We start from the raw sequence: 17,077 nt of genomic DNA on the forward strand, positions 1-17,077 counted from the left end.
AACACCATCAGCCGGAAGCACGCACCAGCGCTTCCGCGCCGGCCGTCCCCCTTTTGCACGCCGCATGGCCGCGTTCATTTTCTGTAGGAAATAATCTTGCCGATGTTGGAAAGATTAGATGACTTTGGATTCGGCCCCAAGGATCAACGGATCGGCTTGCTTGGCAACATTGGCGGTCGGGCGCGCGGTGGTTGGCGCTCCCTTCGATGATTTGTGCCGGAACTTGCCGTCAATCTGTCCGCCCGGGGCGATTGTCAGATTGCTGTAAACCACATCGCCCACGATACGCGCAGTGGATTCGATCACCAGATCATTGGCCTCGATTGAACCTTCGACATGGCCGGACAGTTTCGCCGATTCGGCAATAACCTTGCCTGCAATAATGCTGCCTTCGCCCTGCACCAGATTGCCGCATGTCACGTCGCCCTGCACCTTGCCATCGACGTGCAGATCCACGCGGGCGGTGAGGTTGCCGACGATTTCGACATCGGAAGCTATGACGGAAAATGTATGACCCGAACTATTGCGCACGTTGTTATAATTCCTTTGCGGCGTTGCCGGCGCGGTTTCCGGCGACTGTTTGGACTTTGAGAACATCAGGGTTGGCCTCCAAAAACTTTCTCGGGTTGATCGCCCGACCATTCAGGCGCACCTCGAAATGCAAATGGCTGCCCGTCGATCGCCCTGTGCTTCCCATTCTTCCGATTTGCAAGCCACGATGCACCATTTGGCCCTGTGTGACATGCACACCGGAAAGATGGGCATAACGCGTTAATAGTCCGTTGGCATGTGTAATTTCAACTGTCTTGCCATATCCGCCGTGGAAGCCCGCAAATGTCACACGGCCTTCGGCTGCAGACAGGATGGGCGTGCCAACAGGACCTTTGAAATCCAAACCGGCATGCATTGCGCCCCCACCGGTGAAAGGATCGCTGCGGAAACCAAATCCGCTCGACATCATCATGACGGCGGCGGGCATCGAAGTCGGGATCGCGGCCAATGCGCGCTCCATGGCATCCATCCGGCTCAGCGATGCGGCCAGTTTCAAAAAGCGCGGGTCGCGAACATCTTTTTTGGCGCTGCCGAAAAAGGGTTCAAACACGCCGCCCTGTGCGCTCCGCGCCTGCCGTGCGAGCACATCCGGGTTCAGCCCGAACTGGCGGATCGCAGCCTCTGCCTTTGACGTGCGGGTCAAGGCAACTTTGGTCATTTTTTCGGCGAACTGGATTTGGCGGACTTCGACACGCGCGAGGCCAGCGGCCTCTGGTACCACGGCACTGATGGTTTTTACGGTCTGGTCTTCATCGGTTGGCTTGGCAGTGGCCGGCGTTTGGGCCTTGGCCTCAGGAACATCGCCCAGATATTGATCGCTCAGGCTTTCCAGCATTTTCTGCCGCCGTTCGAGATCTTTGGCCACTTCATCGATGGAGCCGCGATAATTGGCGACGCGTTCTTCGGCCGATTCGACCTTCGCCTCTTGCTGGCTCAGCGCCATGCGCTGCGCGGTAACGCTGACTTGATTGATGGCCATGCCCAGCGTGACGACCAGCCAAAGGCCTACAACGCACGCGACGGTACCCACAACGCGGCGTTGCAATTGCGCACTCAGTTTCAAGAACCGGACTTGGCCATTGGCCCGCATGAAAAATTCGCGGTCAATAAACCATCCAGCTATCCGGTTTTTCCACCCGGACATTCTGGTCTTAAGCGACACGTCCCACCCCGTTTTTGTTCTGTTGCGCGGCCGTAGCAGAGCAAAATGGCAGGCGCGAATCGGCGAGGCCGGACTCGTGACGAGTCGAATGAGTCACACGATGAGCTGTGGAAAACTGTATTGAAATGTCACAAATCGTGAACTGCCTGTGCCTACACATGCCGCGCGCGCGGCGTAAAAAGCCGCAGAATCAACGTTTTTCCGGCGATTCGCTATATCGGCGCACCTGACGCCCTTGAATTGAACGGCACCTTTCCCTTTTGCGGGCACTTCTCTACGGGTTGATATTATGACCGATTATCAGCCCCTGATGGCATCGATAGCCAGCAAAGCGCGCGCCGCATCGCGGCTGTTGGCGGCGGCGGACGACGCGGCGAAGGCGCGCGCCTTAACCTATGCTGCGCAGGCTCTGCGCGACCAATCCGCCGATATCCTCGCGGCCAATGCCATCGACCTTGCCGCAGGGACCAAGGCTGGCCTGTCCCCCGCCATGCTGGATCGCTTGAAACTGGACGCGGCGCGCGTTGCCGCCATGGCCGCGGCGGTGGAGCAGGTTGCTGTGCTGGCCGACCCCGTCGGTCACATCATCGACAGCAGCACGCGGCCCAATGGTTTGCAGATGGCGCGTATCCGCGTGCCCATCGGCGTGCTTGGTATCATTTATGAAAGCCGGCCCAATGTCACGGCGGATGCCGCGGCCTTGGGGCTGCGTTCGGGCAACGCCGTCATCCTGCGCGGCGGTAGTGAGGCGGTGCACAGCAACCGCGCGATATATGCCGCGATGCTGGCTGGCATTATAGAGGCCGGATTACCGGCCGACGCGGTGCAGCTTATGCCCACGCAGGATCGCGAGATGGTCGGCCTGATGCTGCGCGCGCAAGGTGCGATTGACATGATCATTCCGCGTGGCGGCAAATCGCTGGTCGCGCGGGTGCAGGATGAAGCCCGCGTTCCGGTGCTCGCGCATCTCGACGGCATCAACCACAGCTATGTCCATAAGGACGCCGACCCGGCGATGGCGCAGGCGATTGTCGTCAATGCCAAGATGCGGCGCACCGGCGTTTGCGGGGCAACCGAAACGGTGTTGATTGATCAGGATTATCCAGCCGCTGCCGAACTGATTGGCGCGCTGATTGATGCCGGATGCGAAGTGCGCGCGGATGATGTGCTGATGGAACTCGATGCCCGCACGGTGTCTGCCGACGCGGATGATTGGGACACCGAATATCTCGATTCCGTCATTTCGGCGCGCGTCGTGTCGGGACTGGACGAAGCGATGGAACATATTGCCCGCCACGGATCGCACCATACCGACGCGATCATCACCGATAATGCCGATGCCGCAGCGTGCTTTTTGGCGGAGGTCGACAGCGCGATTGTGATGCACAACAGCTCGACCCAATTTGCCGATGGCGGGGAATTTGGCTTGGGCGCGGAAATTGGCATTGCGACGGGGCGGTTGCACGCCCGCGGCCCGGTCGCGCTTGAGGGCCTCACGACCTATAAATGGGTTGTGCGCGGAAACGGGCAAATCCGGCCTTGAAAACCATTGGCCTCATGGGGGGATCGTTCAACCCCGCGCATGGTGGCCACCGGGCGATTAGCCTGTTCGCGATGGATTCGCTGTGCCTCGACGAATTTTGGTGGCTGGTGTCACCGGGCAATCCACTAAAACCCACAAAAGGCATGGCGCCTTTGCCTGCGCGCTTGGCATCGGCGAAGGACCAGACGCGGCGCACACCGATTAAGGCCACCGCCATTGAACGCGAGTTTGGCACCGTGTACACCGCAGAAACCCTGAAAAATCTGGTCGCGCGATATCCCAAAGTCCGCTTTGTCTGGATCATGGGCGCGGACAATTTGTTGCAATTTCACCACTGGAAACGGTGGCGCGACATTGCGCGATTGATGCCGATTGCAGTTATCGCCAGACCCGGCTATGATGCACGTGCTGTTGCGGGTCCCGCAATGGCCTGGTTCAGACGGTTTGTCCGGCGTCCGGACCAGCTTCATCACTGGACAAAATGGAGTACGCCAGCGCTTGTCTTTTTGCGCTTTCGTCCAGATCCGCGTTCAGCAACCGCAATTCGGCGTGCTGACCCATATTGGTTTCACCGATATAAGGAACATGGAACGCGTGACGGCGTTACCCGAAATATTGTGCTTTAAGGAGCAATCTTGATCGATACCGCATCCGTTCCGACTGCCGGCAATCTGGCCGCCAAGTCCAAGGAACCCACTTTGACCCCGGACGCCCTCCACGCGCTTATCCTGCAATCGCTCGACGATGATCAGGCGCAGGAAGTGGTGACCATTCCGCTTGAAGGCAAAAGCAACATTGCCGACCATATGGTCGTCGCATCCGGCCGTTCATCGCGGCAGGTGGCGTCGATGGCGCAAAAGCTTGCCGAGCGTATCAAGAAAGCCGGACGTCATGCCCGCATCGAAGGTTTGCCATCGGCTGACTGGGTGTTGATCGACGCCGAAGATGTCATCGTGCATTTGTTCCGTCCCGAAGTCCGCAGCTTCTACAATCTGGAACGCATGTGGGCCTTTGGCGACGCGCCCGAAGTTCCGGCCCAATAAGCCCGAACGTCCGCGCCGATGGCGATGCGCCTGCACATCATCGCGCGCGGCAAAATCGGCCGCTCTGCTGAAGCGGAGCTGGTCGACCGATATCTGAAACGGATCAGCTGGCCAACGCGGCACAGCGAAATGCCCGATAAGGGCGGCGATCTGCCCAGTTCGGACAGCCCCTGCAAAACCATCATCTTGGATGAAAAAGGCGAACAGCTTGGCTCGGTCGAACTCGCGCGCTTGCTGGAACGCTGGCGCGATGATGGCGTGCGCGAAGTGCGTTTCCTCATTGGTGCTGCCGACGGCTTTGATGACGAAGCCCGCGCTGGCGCGGATAAGCTAATCGCATTTGGCAAAGCGACATGGCCGCATTTGATGGCCCGCGCGATGCTGGCCGAACAATTGTTCCGCGCAACATCGATCATTGCCAACCACCCTTATCATCGGGAAGGATAGGGGCATGCGGTTCTGGTCCGTCCTTTTGCTCTTGGCGCTCACGCCCTTTGCCATTGCGAGCAGCCTGCTGGCGCAAAGCGCGGGCAGCAGCGCGCAACAGGACGCCCTGCGCGCTGCACAGGAAAAAGCGCTGCGTGCCGAACGGCGCAGCGAATTGTTGCGGCAGGAGGCCAGCAACGCTGCAAGCACGGCGGACCGGCTGGTCGCGCAACGGGCGGTGCTGTCCGCTGAAATCGACGCCGCCGAAGCGCAGATAGCAGCGGCGACCGCGCGTATTGCCATCATTAGCCGCCAACAAGAACTTCAGCGCGCACAGCTTGGTGTTGAAAGCGAACCGGTGCTGCGCCTGAACGCCGCGCTTCAGCACATGACGGGCCGCCCCACGGTGCTGATGATGCAGCCCGGGCAACGCGAAGATTATGTGCATGTGCGCGCGGTCATGGCGACCGTGCAGCCACAGATCATCCGCCGCACCAGCGCCTTGCGCCAACACATTGCGGTACAAAGCGAATTGCGGGCGCAGGAATTACGTGCGCTGAAATCGCTGGGCGATGCGCGCAGCCAGTTGAAAAGCCGCCAGACAGCTTTAGCCAGACTGCAAAGCGCCGCCGGTGGCAAGGCCGGCGCACTGTCCGCCGATGCCGCCATCGCCTTTGAACAAGCCATCGCGCAGGGTGAGCGGGCACGCGATATTGTCGGGCGCATGGATATCCAGCGGCTGAGCGCTGAAAAAGCATCTGAACTTGCGGCGCTGGACGGGCCGATGCTCCGCCCCGGGCGCGCGACCAAGGCTGCGGCTGCGGGGACGGCCTATATCCTGCCGGCGCGCGGCAAGCTGTTGTCCGGCTTCAACGAACTGAACGCCACCGGCTATCGCGAGCGCGGCGTCCGCATTGCGCTTGCCAATGACCTGCGCGTGGTCGCGCCAGCGGCAGGAACGGTTTCCTTTGCGGGCCGTTATCGCAGCTATGGGCGGATTGTGATCATTGAACATGGCAATGGTTGGAACAGCCTGATTACACATCTGGGCAGTACGCAGGTCAAAAAGGGGCAGGCGGTGAAGCAAGGCGCTGTTCTGGGATCAGCCACATCCGACGCGCCGGAAATCGGCGTTGAACTGCGCAAAAATGGCCGCGTGATGGATATTGCCACGATATTGGGATGAACTATTGGCGTTCTTGTCGATGCCCGCATGCTGTTCGTGTTAAACATGCTTTCACCCGCGGTTAAGGCGGGATATAGCATCGCCGAAATGATGAAATGGATTGGTCTATGAAGAACCGTTTGCTGCCTGTGACTTGCGCCATTGTTTTGGCGCTGTCGATCCCTGCGACTGTGCTGGTCGCACAAAGCGTTCAGCAGCAACAGGCGCAAGCCGACCGTTTCAAAGAGCTGGAGGAATTCCTTGCGGTCTATCGCAAGGTCAAATCAAGCTATGTCGACAAGGTCGATGACAAGCAATTGATGGAAGGCGCGATTCAGGGGATGCTCGCCAGCCTCGACCCGCACAGCGGTTTCCTCGACAAAACCGACTTCAGCTCGCTGCAAACGCAGATTGATGGCGAATATGGCGGCCTTGGCCTGACGGTTACGCTTGAGGATGAAGCGGTGAAGGTCATCGCGCCCACCAAGGATACGCCCGCTGACAAGGCTGGCATCAAGTCGGGCGACTTTATCACGCATTTGGACGGCAAGTTGATCCTTGGCGGAACGCTCGACGAAGCTGTCGAAGCGATGCGCGGCGCGCCGGGCACATCGATCAAGCTCACCATATACCGCCCGGGCCGCGATGCACCGTTCGACGTGACGGTAACGCGCGCGGTCATCGATTTGAAACCTGTTCGGTGGGAAGTGAAAGGCCGCATTGGCGTTATTTCAATCACCGGTTTCTCCGAACAAACCGGCGCTGACGTTGTCGCTGCGGTATCCGGCATTAAAAAATCGCTTGGCGGAAATCCGCTGGGTTACATCATCGACCTGCGGTCCAACCCCGGTGGCATATTGGACGAAGCCGTTTCGGTTTCTGATGCTTTCCTGTCGAGTGGTGAGATTGTTTCCGAACGCGGCCGTGACAAGAGCGACATCCAACGCTGGTGGGCCGAACGCGCCGTTCCGGGCGATGTCACCGGCGGCGCGCCGATCATCGTTCTGGTCGACGCAGGCTCGGCATCGGCATCCGAAATTGTCGCCGGTGCATTGCAAGATCATCATCGCGGCTTGGTCATGGGTGAACGCAGTTTCGGCAAGGGATCGGTGCAGAACGTCCTACCGTTGACGCGGGATACGGGCCTGCGCCTCACTGTTGCGCGTTACCATCTGCCATCGGGTCGTTCGGTGCAGGAAGGCGGCATAAAGCCCGACATCCGCGTGCCGCAATTGTCCGATCCCGATTATAAAAAGCGGGTGTCCGTGCGCGAATCCGATTTGCGTCGTCACTTGGTCAATGAATTAAAAGACAACAGCAAAGACCTTGAAGAAGACCGCATCGACGATCCGCGTTTTGCCATGACGGCGGAGCAGTTGAAGGCCAAGGGCATTGACGATTTCCAATTATATTACGCGATGGAAACCTTGCAGCGGCTTGGATCCAAAACGATGAAACTTGCCGCAAAGCCCGTAAAGGGCCGGGCGCAGAATTGAGCATATGCCGCAAATGACGTCGAAATTTGACAAGGCCCATTGGCTCGCATTTCTGTTACCGGCGGCGCTTCTCGCGGGGGCATATGGCTCGCAATATATTGGCGGGCTGTTCCCATGCGAAATGTGCTGGTGGCAGCGTTATCCGCATTTCGCCGCGGTCGCGATTGCGGTCATTGCCTTTGGCGTTGGCAACCTTGCCTTTCGCAAAACATTGGTGGCGCTCGCCGCATTGGCCATTGCAACCAGCGGCGGCATCGCGGGCTTTCATGCTGGCGTTGAATATGGCTGGTGGGAAGGGTTAACCGCCTGCACCGCGACGATTTCGGGCAGCGGGGATGATTTGATCAAGTCGATCATGAACGCGCCATTGGTCCGCTGCGACGTGGCACCATGGTCTTTGTTCGGCATTTCGCTTGCGGGCTATAATTTCCTCTTGTCGTTGGGCGGTGCAGTGGCCATCTTGGGTATGACATGGCGCAACAAGAAACCCTGAAAACCGCACCGCAGCGTAAAGCGGCAATCGACCGGATGATTCGCGTGAATCAAGCGGGCGAATTTGGCGCGAAACGCATTTACGCAGGGCAGCTTGCGGTGATGGGTGACCGGACGCCGGCCGCGCGCAGCATTGCGCATATGGCCGAGCAAGAGGAACGCCACCTTAGCGCCTTTGACAAGATGATGGCCGAACGCGGCGTGCGTCCAACCGCTTTATACCCGATTTGGAACGCCGCCGGTTTTGCGCTTGGCGCGGTATCTGCCGCCATCAGCCCGGAGGCGGCAATGGCCTGCACCGTGGCGATCGAAACCGAAATTGACCGCCATTATAGCGAGCAGCTCGCAGAAATCGGTGACAGCGATCCCGAATTGTCGGCGATGATTGCCGATTTTCAGGCGGATGAGCTGGAACATAAAGCCACGGCGCTGGCCGAAGGCGCAGAGCGCGCGCTGGCCTATCCGGTCATGAGCGCGCTTGTCCGCTTGGGTTGCCGTACCGCGATTGCGGTGTCGAAACATATTTGAGCTTCATCGCGCATTCAGCCTGCGACGTTCAAGCCAGAGCATAGATTTTTGGAGAATATCCCGTGAACGCAATGGCCAATATTTCCGTCGCCGCTTTGGCTCTCATGCTGTCGGCGCAAGCCCCGGCACAAAATGCCCCCGCCACGCAGCCGGGTGACGAGAAAATCAACCAGTTGATCATTTATGGCGATGACAAATGCCCCGAAAGCCAAGGCGATGAAATCGTCGTCTGCGCGCGGATGGGGGAGGCGGACCGGTACCGCATTCCGTCGTCCTTGCGCGGCGACCCCAATGACCCGCGCAATCAGGCGATGTCCGAACGGATCAAATCCTACGAATATGTGGGTGCCAGCGGCACGATGAGCTGTTCGGCATCGGGTGCAGGCGGCTTTACCGGATGTGGGCTGAAAGAAATTGACCGCGCCTATGCCGAAAAAGCGCAAGACCCCGGCATTGTCTTTGGCCGCCTGATCGCCGCCGAACGCGCCAAGCGCATGGCGGGCATCGATGCAGAGGCTGCCGAAGTCGAAGCACGCGTGACCGAATTTGAAAAGGGCCGCGCCGAACGCGAGGCGAAGTTGCAGGCGGAACTGGATGCCAAGGAAGCGGCATCTGCCGAAGCAGAGCCGCTCCCTGAGCCCAAATAAACGGGCTTAGCCCTTCGCTTTTTCTGCGGCGACCCAATCCTTAATCTGCTGCTCCAACACATCGAGCGGGACGGAGCCCTGACCCAGCACCGCGTCATGGAACGCCGCAAGGTTGAATTTCGGCCCAAGCTCTTTCGTTGCCATGGTCCGCAATTCACGGATCTTCAGCTCGCCCAATTTATACGCCAGTGCCTGACCGGGCCAGCTGATGTAGCGGTTGACCTCGGCTTCGATGTTGGCGGCTGACAGCGCGCTGTTCTCGGTCATGAAATCGATCGCCTGCTGCTTGCTCCAACCCTTGGCATGAATGCCGGTGTCGACGACCAAGCGGCATGCACGCCACATTTCATAGGACAGGCGTCCCATGTCTTTGGCCGGCGTATCATATAGGCCCATTTCGATGCCCAACCGTTCGGAGTACAGGCCCCAGCCTTCGGTAAAGGCGGTGAAGAATGCGCCATATTTGCGGAAATCGGACAAAGGCAATTCTTGCTGCAACGCGATTTGGTTGTGATGACCGGGGACCGCCTCATGCACAGACAAAGCCGGAATTTCCCAGAACGGGCGCTGGTTCAGTTTCGACGTGTTGACGAAATAGGTTCCGGAGATGCCGATTTCGGGCGAACCTTGGTTATAATAAGCCGTCGTGGTGCCTTCGGCCGTTTCCGCCGGAATTTCCTTTATGCCATAGGGCAGGCGGGGCAGGCGGCCGAACAGGGTGGGCATTTTGCCATCAATGATCTTGGTCACGCGCGCGACCTTCTCCATCAGCTCTTCGGGCGTCTTGGCGTAATATTGCGGGTCGGTCCGCAAATGTTGGATAAACGCTTCGCGGCTTGGATATCCCGCTTTTGTTGCGACCTCGATCATCTCGGCGCGAATACGCGCCACTTCGTTCAGGCCAATTTGGTGGATTTGCTCTGCGGTCAGGGACGTCGTTGTTTCTTCACGAACCCGGAACGCATAATATTTGTCACCGCCCGGTTGCGCCGACACGCCGGGTGCTGTGGCGCACGCTGGCTTATAGCTTGCGGTATACCATGCGAGTTGTTTGTTCAGCGCAGGGTGAATGACCGTGCGGATTGTGGTTTCCGCCGCCTTGGCAAGGCTTGCAAAGTCCGCTTCGGAAATGCCCGCGGGCCGCTTTGCTGCATAAGGTTCGTAGAAACGCGATGTATTCACATCGGTCGTAATCAGCCCGCTGATCGTTCCTTCAAAGCCCTTCAGCGTGACGCAGGGCTGGGTATATTTGCCCTTGATCGCGACATTGGCCACCGCGATATTTTCATCATTCACGCGCGCATATTGGGCGAGCCGCGCATTGTAGCTTTCAAAATCCGCCTTGGTGCGGAACGGCAGATTTTGCGCCATGCCGGCCAGTTGCTGGTGCCAGCTGGAATAGGTCGTGAAATTGATCACGCGTTGTCCGAAACTGTTGCCCTCAATGGTCGAGTTGAGCGCGCGCCGCAATATACCCGCCTCAACCTTTGATGCGGCATTCAGCGAATCGGAAGGGATGGCATTGAGCCGCGTGAGAAACTTCGCAGCATCGGCGGCGCGGCGGTCCTGTGCGGCCAACGTGTAGTCGCCCAGTTCCGATGCATAATCATTCACGCCCAGCGCGCTGGCATAGACCGGCTGTTCTTTCAACGAAGCCGCCCAGACATCATTCACCAGCGTGACAAGGTCACCATTGGCGTCGGCATGCGCCGGAACGGCAAAGGCCAAAATCGATCCAGCGAGTAACAATTTGCGCATAGGGCTTCTCCTCAAAATACTATTGAGCAGACTAAAGCAGGGCCGAGCGCAATTGACCAGACCCTTCCGCAATGTCAGGCGCTGCCTATCCTGCGCGCGGCGGGCATCTTGCCGAACCGCGCGCATCCATCTGTTCAAATCGCGCAAGCGCTGGGTCTACTCAGCGGCTTCCAGCACCTCATGGTCGGACAGCGGCTGGCTTAAGCGGGTCAGCATTTCCTTCGGGCATATCTGCCAGAATTCACCGCGCCTGCGGTCCCAATCTTCCAGCAATGATTGCGACCATGCGCTGTCGGTGGCTTGGGCATGCGCGGTGATCAGCGACTTCAGCTGGTCTTCCCAATAGGCGCTGTCGAGCCGTTGCCAGACAATGCTGTCCGGATTGGCCATCTGTGCAAAATCACCTTCGGTGTCGAGCACAAAGGCCATGCCGCCGGTCATACCTGCACCAAAGTTGCTGCCAACCTTGCCCAGGATGACCGCCATGCCGCCGGTCATATATTCCAGACCGTTTGATCCGCAGCCTTCGACGACGACATGCGCGCCGGAGTTGCGGACGGCAAAGCGCTCGCCGGCCTGTCCTGCCGCCAACAACCGTCCCGACGTCGCGCCATAAAGCACCGTGTTGCCGATGATGCTGTTTTGCTGACTGGTGAGCGGGCTGCTGACCGTTGGCCGCACGATGATGGTGCCGCCCGAAAGCCCCTTGCCGACATAGTCATTGGCGTCGCCAAACACTTCCAAGGTAATGCCCTGACACAGGAATGCGCCAAGCGATTGTCCCGCCGACCCACGCAAACGCACATGGACATGTCCTTCGGAAAGGCCCTTCATCCCGTACAAACGCGTGATTTCGGAACTCAACCGCGTGCCAACCGCGCGGTGGGTGTTGCGGACATTATATGTCAGCTGCATTTTTTCGCGCCGTTCGAACACCGGCTTTGCATCATGGATCATCTGCGCATCAAGGCTGTCTGGCACTTCATTGCGGAATGTCGGAATGCTGAAGCGGCGCGCGCTGTCGGGCGCATCGACCTTGGCAAGGATGGGGTTGAGATCGAGATCGTCCAAATGCTCCGCGCCGCGGCTAACCTGACGCAGAAGTTCCGTACGGCCAATGACTTCATCCAGGCTGCGATAGCCAAGCTTGGCCAAAATCTCGCGCACTTCCTCGGCAATGAAGGTCATCAGGTTGATCACCTTTTCCGGGGTGCCCGTGAATTTCTTGCGCAAGGCTTCGTCCTGAACACAGACCCCGACGGGGCAGGTGTTGGAATGGCACTGGCGCACCATGATGCAGCCCATGGCGACAAGGCTGAGCGTGCCGATGCCAAATTCTTCCGCGCCCAAGATCGCGGCAATCACAATGTCGCGTCCGGTTTTCAGTCCGCCATCGGTCCGCAGCTTGATACGATGCCGAAGGCCGTTGAGCGTCAGCACCTGATTGGCTTCGGACAGCCCCATTTCCCATGGTGTCCCTGCATATTTGATGCTGGTTTGCGGGCTTGCGCCCGTGCCGCCAACATTGCCCGAAACGAGGATGACGTCGGCATGCGCTTTCGCCACACCAGCGGCGATGGTGCCGATGCCTGCTGCGCTCACCAGCTTGACGCACACCCGTGCGCGCGGGTTGATTTGCTTCAGGTCGTAGATCAGCTGGGCAAGGTCTTCGATCGAGTAAATGTCATGGTGCGGTGGCGGTGAAATGAGCGTGACGCCCGGCGTCGAATGCCGCAGACGCGCAATCATTTCGGTCACCTTGAAACCGGGCAATTGGCCGCCTTCACCGGGCTTTGCGCCCTGCGCGACCTTGATTTCAATTTCCTCGCACGCGCCGAGATATTCGGCGGTTACGCCAAAACGGCCACTCGCGATTTGCTTGATGACGCTGTTGGCATTGTCGCCATTTTCATAGGGCTTGAACCGCTTGCTGTCTTCGCCGCCTTCGCCGGACACAGCCTTTGCGCCAATCCGGTTCATGGCGATGGCCAATGTCTCATGCGCCTCCGGCGACAAGGCGCCAAGCGACATGCCCGGCGTGACAAAGCGTTTGCGAATTTCGGTGATCGCTTCGACTTCATCAATCGCAACAGGTTCCTTTGCGAAATTGAATTCCAACAAATCGCGCAAGTAAATCGGCGGCAGTTCGCGCACGCCTTGGGCAAATTGTGTGTAGGTCGAATAGCTGTCATTCGCGACAGAGCTTTGCAAAAGATGCATCAGCCCCGCCGAATAGGCATGCTCTTCGCCGCCATTGCGTTGCTTGTAAAAGCCGCCAACGGGCAAGCGTGCAACCGCCGTGTCAAACGCCTCTTCATGGCGATCCCGCGCGTTCACATAAAGCGAATGATAGCCTTCGCCCGAAATCTTGTTCGGCATTCCGGGGAAGAAGTCGTTGACCAAGGCACGCGACAGGCCAACCGCTTCGAAATTATAGCCGCCACGATAGCTGGAGATGACCGCGATGCCCATTTTGGACATGATCTTCAACAGCCCTTCGTTGATGGCGGTGCGGTAATTTTCGACCGCTTGGGTTAGCGCAAGTCCACCCAACAGTCCGCGCGCATGGCGGTCGCCAATTGCGGCTTCGGCCAGATATGCGTTTACCGTGGTTGCGCCAACGCCAATGAGCACCGCGAAATAATGCGTGTCGAGACATTCGGCGGAGCGGACGTTGATCGACGAATAGCTGCGCAAACCATTGCGTACCAAATGCGTGTGCACAGCGGCAGCGGCAAGGATCATGGCAATACCAACGCGGTCGGCGCTGATATTTTCGTCGGTCAGGAACAATTCGGATTTGCCCATGCGCACAGCGGCCACGGCTTCTTCGCGGATCCGCGTGATGGCGGCGCGAAGACCTTCTTGTCCTTCGGAAATGTCGTAGGTGCAGTCAATTTCTGCGCCCGCTGCGCCAAAGGCAGACTTTAACCGGCGCCAGTCATGCGAGGTGAGCACGGGGCTGGCGAGGACAAGCACGTCGGCATTCTGGCTCTTTTCGTCCAAAATGTTGGCAAGGTTGGAGAAACGCGTTTTGAGACTCATCACATGCCGCTCGCGCAGACTGTCGATCGGCGGGTTTGTCACTTGGCTAAAATTCTGGCGGAAGAATTGGCTGATGAGGCGCGGCTTGTCGCTGATGACGGCGAGCGGCGTGTCATCGCCCATCGACCCAATGGCTTCCTTGCCATCTTCGATCATCGGCGCGAGGATCATTTCGACATCTTCAAGCGTCATGCCGGCGGCGACCTGACGCTTGGTCAGTTCTGCGCGCGACCACGCCGGGGCATCATCCTGCGCTACATCGGGCAAGTCGGTGATAGCCCGGAAACCTCGCACGAGCGCGCCATAGTCTTGCTCTGCCGAGATGCGGTCTTTCAACTCGCCATCGCGGTACAATTTGCCTTCGTCGAGGTTGACCGCAATCATTTGGCCGGGGCCAAGGCGGCCCTTTTCCAATATCGTTGTTTCGGGAAGAACGACCATGCCGGTTTCGGAACCGATGACGAGCAGATTGTCCGACGTGCGGCTGTAGCGCAGTGGACGAAGGGCGTTGCGGTCGACGCCTGCAACGGCCCAATGGCCATCGGTCATGGCCAGCGCAGCGGGGCCATCCCATGGCTCCATGACGCTGGACATATATTCATACATTGCCCGGTGCGTGGCGGGCAGATTGGGGTTTGACTGCCATGCTTCGGGGATCAGCATCAGCTTCGCCGTTGGTGCTTCCTTGCCCGAACGGACCAATGTTTCGAACACGGCATCGAGCGCGGCAGTGTCCGATGAACCCGCCGGAATGACGGGCTTAATGTCATCCGACTGCGCGCCAAAGGCGATGCTGGCCATTTTGATTTCGTGGCTCTTCATCCAATTCTGGTTGCCACGGATGGTGTTGATTTCGCCATTATGGGCAAGGCCGCGGAACGGCTGCGCCAACCACCATTGGGGGAAGGTGTTGGTCGAATAACGCTGGTGGAAAATCGCGACGCGGCTTTCAAAACGGTCGTCCTGAAGATCGGGGTAAAAGACCGAAAGGCTTTCTGCGAGGAACAGGCCCTTGTAGACAATCGACCGGCACGACAGCGAGCAGATGTAGAAATCGCGAATTTGCGCAGCGATGATTTTCTTCTCAATCCGGCGGCGGACGAGGTAGAGATTCTTTTCAAACTCGGTCGCGTCAACCGCATCGGGCATTGGGCCCGCAATCATGATCTGTTCGATTTCGGGCCGTGTCGCCTGCGCCTTGGTGCCGATAACCGACACGTCGACCGGCACCTGACGCCAGCCATAAATGGTGTAGCCGGCGTCGATGATTTCAGCCTCGACAATCGTGCGGCAGTTTTCTTGTGCGCTCAGGTCGGTGCGCGGCAGGAACACCATGCCGACTGCCAAACGGTTTGGCATCGGGCGGTGCCCGCTGTCCGATATGGCATCGTCAAAGAAGCGGACGGGCAAGTCGATATGCAGTCCAGCGCCATCACCCGTCTTGCCGTCGGCATCAACGGCACCACGGTGCCACACGGCTTTCAGCGCCTCAATCCCGGCGGCCACCACGCGGCGCGATGGCTTTCCATCGGTCGCGGCAATCAAGCCAACGCCGCAGGCATCGCCTTCGGATTCCGGATAATACATGCCCTCATTGGCGAGGCGTTCATGTTCGGGGGTGGGGTAGAATATGGTCATGCTGCAACCTTTTCACGGCTTGCTTTTGATTTCAGATAATTGTGCATATGCTGCGTCACATCGCGGCCATCGCGGATCGCCCAGACGACAAGGCTCGCGCCGCGCACGATGTCGCCAATGGCAAACACGCCGTCGAGGTTGGTCATCTGCGTATTATGGTCCACGCGAATGGTGCCCCATCGGGTGACGTTCAGGTCCGCCGCGCCGAACAACACCGGAAGGTCTTCGGCTTCAAAACCAAGCGCGGTAATCACAAGGTCGGCATCCAGTGTGAAGTCACCTTGCGGATCATTTTCCGGCGCGCGGCGACCCGATGCGTCGGGTGCACCCAGCCGCATTTTGGAAACCTGAACCCGCTCGACTTGGCCATTGCCTTCGAAGCCCTTGGGGCCTGAAAGCCACACAAACTCGACGCCTTCTTCTTCGGCATTGGCCACTTCCCGCTGCGAACCGGGCATATTTTCGCGGTCGCGGCGATAGAGGCATTTGACCGACTTTGCGCCTTGGCGGATCGCGGTGCGAACGCAATCCATCGCGGTGTCGCCGCCGCCAATGACGACGACATTCTTGCCCGCGGCATTCAGCGCGCCGCTTTCAAATGCGGGCACGGCATCGCCAAAGCCCTTGCGGTTCGACGCGGTCAAATAATCCAATGCCGCCACCACGCCATTAAGATCGCCGCCCGGTAACGACACCGCGCGCGCCTTGTACACGCCGGTCGCAATCAACACGGCGTCATGCTTGGCGCGCAATGCGTCGAGCGTGGCGTCACGGCCAACTTCGAAATTGGTGTGGAAATGGATGCCCGCATCCTCAAGCCGCTTCACGCGGCGCATGACGACGTCTTTCTCCAGCTTAAATCCGGGAATGCCATATGTCAGCAGGCCGCCCATGCGGTCATAGCGGTCGTACACATGCACGTCATATCCAGCGACGCGCAGATATTCTGCGGTGGTCAGGCCACCCGGGCCGCCGCCAATGATGCCGACCGATTGCCCGCGCGATGGTCCGACCGCAACGGGTTCGACCCAGCCCTGTTCCCACGCGGTGTCGGTGATATATTTCTCGACAGAGCCAATGGTCACGGCGTCGTGGCCCGAAAATTCAATGACGCAATTGCCTTCGCACAAGCGATCTTGCGGGCAGATGCGGCCGCAAATTTCGGGCATGGTGCTGGTCAGGTTGGACAGCTCATACGCCTCACGCAAACGCCCTTCGGCGGTCAAGCGCAGCCAATCGGGGATATGGTTGTGCAACGGGCAATGCACCGAACAATATGGCACGCCGCATTGCGAGCAACGCGATGCCTGATCCGCAGCGTCGTCGGATGCATAACGCTCGGCGATTTCGGCAAAATCTTCTGCACGAAGCTGCGCAGCCCGCTTTTCAGGGTAGGCCTGCGGTTTCGAGATAAATTTCAGCATCGGGTCTTTGGCCACAGCGCACACTCCTTGAATATGCGCCGCGCGTACCGCGGAAAACGGTGAATGTCACCTAGAAAACCCAATAATAGGACAGTCTAGCTGCCATATGCCATAAATTTTGTGGCTTAATAATGGTGTTACGCAATATTATTTCACAT

14 protein-coding genes are annotated in these 17,077 nt (G+C 58.7%); 9 read left to right on the forward strand and 5 right to left on the reverse strand.

Annotation, left to right across the window (positions count from 1 at the left end):
• Positions 1-114: 114 nt before the first annotated feature.
• Positions 115-531, reverse strand: a complete 417-nt coding sequence (locus tag GGR91_RS01350; protein WP_322788752.1) for a bactofilin family protein — start codon at positions 529-531, stop codon at positions 115-117.
• Positions 532-535: 4 nt separating this feature from the next.
• Positions 536-1,714, reverse strand: coding sequence for a M23 family metallopeptidase (locus GGR91_RS01355; protein ID WP_322788753.1), 1,179 nt, complete (start codon positions 1,712-1,714; stop codon positions 536-538).
• A 289-nt stretch (positions 1,715-2,003) separates the two neighbouring features.
• On the opposite strand from GGR91_RS01355, the gene GGR91_RS01360 reads away from it, so the two are divergent.
• The 9 genes from GGR91_RS01360 (at position 2,004) to GGR91_RS01400 (ending at position 9,054) form a co-directional block, all read left to right on the forward strand.
• Positions 2,004-3,257 (forward strand): glutamate-5-semialdehyde dehydrogenase, encoded by a 1,254-nt coding sequence (locus GGR91_RS01360; protein ID WP_183939330.1) that lies wholly within the window; start codon positions 2,004-2,006, stop codon positions 3,255-3,257.
• Entirely contained in the window at positions 3,254-3,883 is a 630-nt protein-coding gene (locus tag GGR91_RS01365; RefSeq protein ID WP_183939332.1) for a nicotinate-nucleotide adenylyltransferase, read from the forward strand. Before GGR91_RS01360 ends, GGR91_RS01365 begins: the two co-directional genes overlap by 4 nt.
• Before the next feature lie 45 nt (positions 3,884-3,928).
• Positions 3,929-4,300: a ribosome silencing factor gene (gene rsfS / locus GGR91_RS01370; RefSeq protein ID WP_183941493.1), complete on the forward strand. Its 372-nt coding sequence runs from the start codon at positions 3,929-3,931 to the stop codon at positions 4,298-4,300.
• A gap of 24 nt (positions 4,301-4,324) precedes the next feature.
• On the forward strand, positions 4,325-4,747 hold the full coding sequence (locus tag GGR91_RS01375) for a 23S rRNA (pseudouridine(1915)-N(3))-methyltransferase RlmH (RefSeq protein ID WP_183941494.1): 423 nt from the start codon (positions 4,325-4,327) through the stop codon (positions 4,745-4,747).
• 4 nt (positions 4,748-4,751) lie between these two features.
• Positions 4,752-5,912: a murein hydrolase activator EnvC family protein gene (locus GGR91_RS01380; RefSeq protein ID WP_183939334.1), complete on the forward strand. Its 1,161-nt coding sequence runs from the start codon at positions 4,752-4,754 to the stop codon at positions 5,910-5,912.
• Between the two features lie 107 nt (positions 5,913-6,019).
• Positions 6,020-7,387, forward strand: a complete 1,368-nt coding sequence (locus GGR91_RS01385; protein ID WP_183939336.1) for a S41 family peptidase — start codon at positions 6,020-6,022, stop codon at positions 7,385-7,387.
• Between the two features lie 13 nt (positions 7,388-7,400).
• Entirely contained in the window at positions 7,401-7,880 is a 480-nt protein-coding gene (locus GGR91_RS01390; protein WP_183939338.1) for a disulfide bond formation protein B, read from the forward strand.
• Entirely contained in the window at positions 7,859-8,407 is a 549-nt protein-coding gene (locus GGR91_RS01395; RefSeq protein WP_246337002.1) for a demethoxyubiquinone hydroxylase family protein, read from the forward strand. Before GGR91_RS01390 ends, GGR91_RS01395 begins: the two co-directional genes overlap by 22 nt.
• A gap of 71 nt (positions 8,408-8,478) precedes the next feature.
• Complete coding sequence (locus tag GGR91_RS01400; protein ID WP_183941496.1) at positions 8,479-9,054, forward strand: hypothetical protein; 576 nt, start codon at positions 8,479-8,481, stop codon at positions 9,052-9,054.
• Positions 9,055-9,060: 6 nt separating this feature from the next.
• On the opposite strand, the gene GGR91_RS01405 is transcribed toward GGR91_RS01400, so the two are convergent.
• The 3 genes from GGR91_RS01405 to GGR91_RS01415 all read right to left on the reverse strand — a co-directional run bounded on the left by GGR91_RS01405 (position 9,061) and on the right by GGR91_RS01415 (position 16,934).
• On the reverse strand, positions 9,061-10,812 hold the full coding sequence (locus GGR91_RS01405) for a DUF885 domain-containing protein (RefSeq protein ID WP_183939340.1): 1,752 nt from the start codon (positions 10,810-10,812) through the stop codon (positions 9,061-9,063).
• 156 nt (positions 10,813-10,968) lie between these two features.
• Positions 10,969-15,495 (reverse strand): glutamate synthase large subunit, encoded by a 4,527-nt coding sequence (gltB, locus tag GGR91_RS01410; RefSeq protein ID WP_183939341.1) that lies wholly within the window; start codon positions 15,493-15,495, stop codon positions 10,969-10,971.
• On the reverse strand, positions 15,492-16,934 hold the full coding sequence (locus tag GGR91_RS01415) for an NAD(P)-dependent oxidoreductase (protein ID WP_183939343.1): 1,443 nt from the start codon (positions 16,932-16,934) through the stop codon (positions 15,492-15,494). Before GGR91_RS01415 ends, gltB begins: the two co-directional genes overlap by 4 nt.
• Positions 16,935-17,077: the final 143 nt, after the last annotated feature.

It is taken from the genome of Sphingorhabdus rigui, assembly GCF_014196595.1.
In the GTDB taxonomy this organism is placed as follows: domain Bacteria; phylum Pseudomonadota; class Alphaproteobacteria; order Sphingomonadales; family Sphingomonadaceae; genus Sphingorhabdus_B; species Sphingorhabdus_B rigui.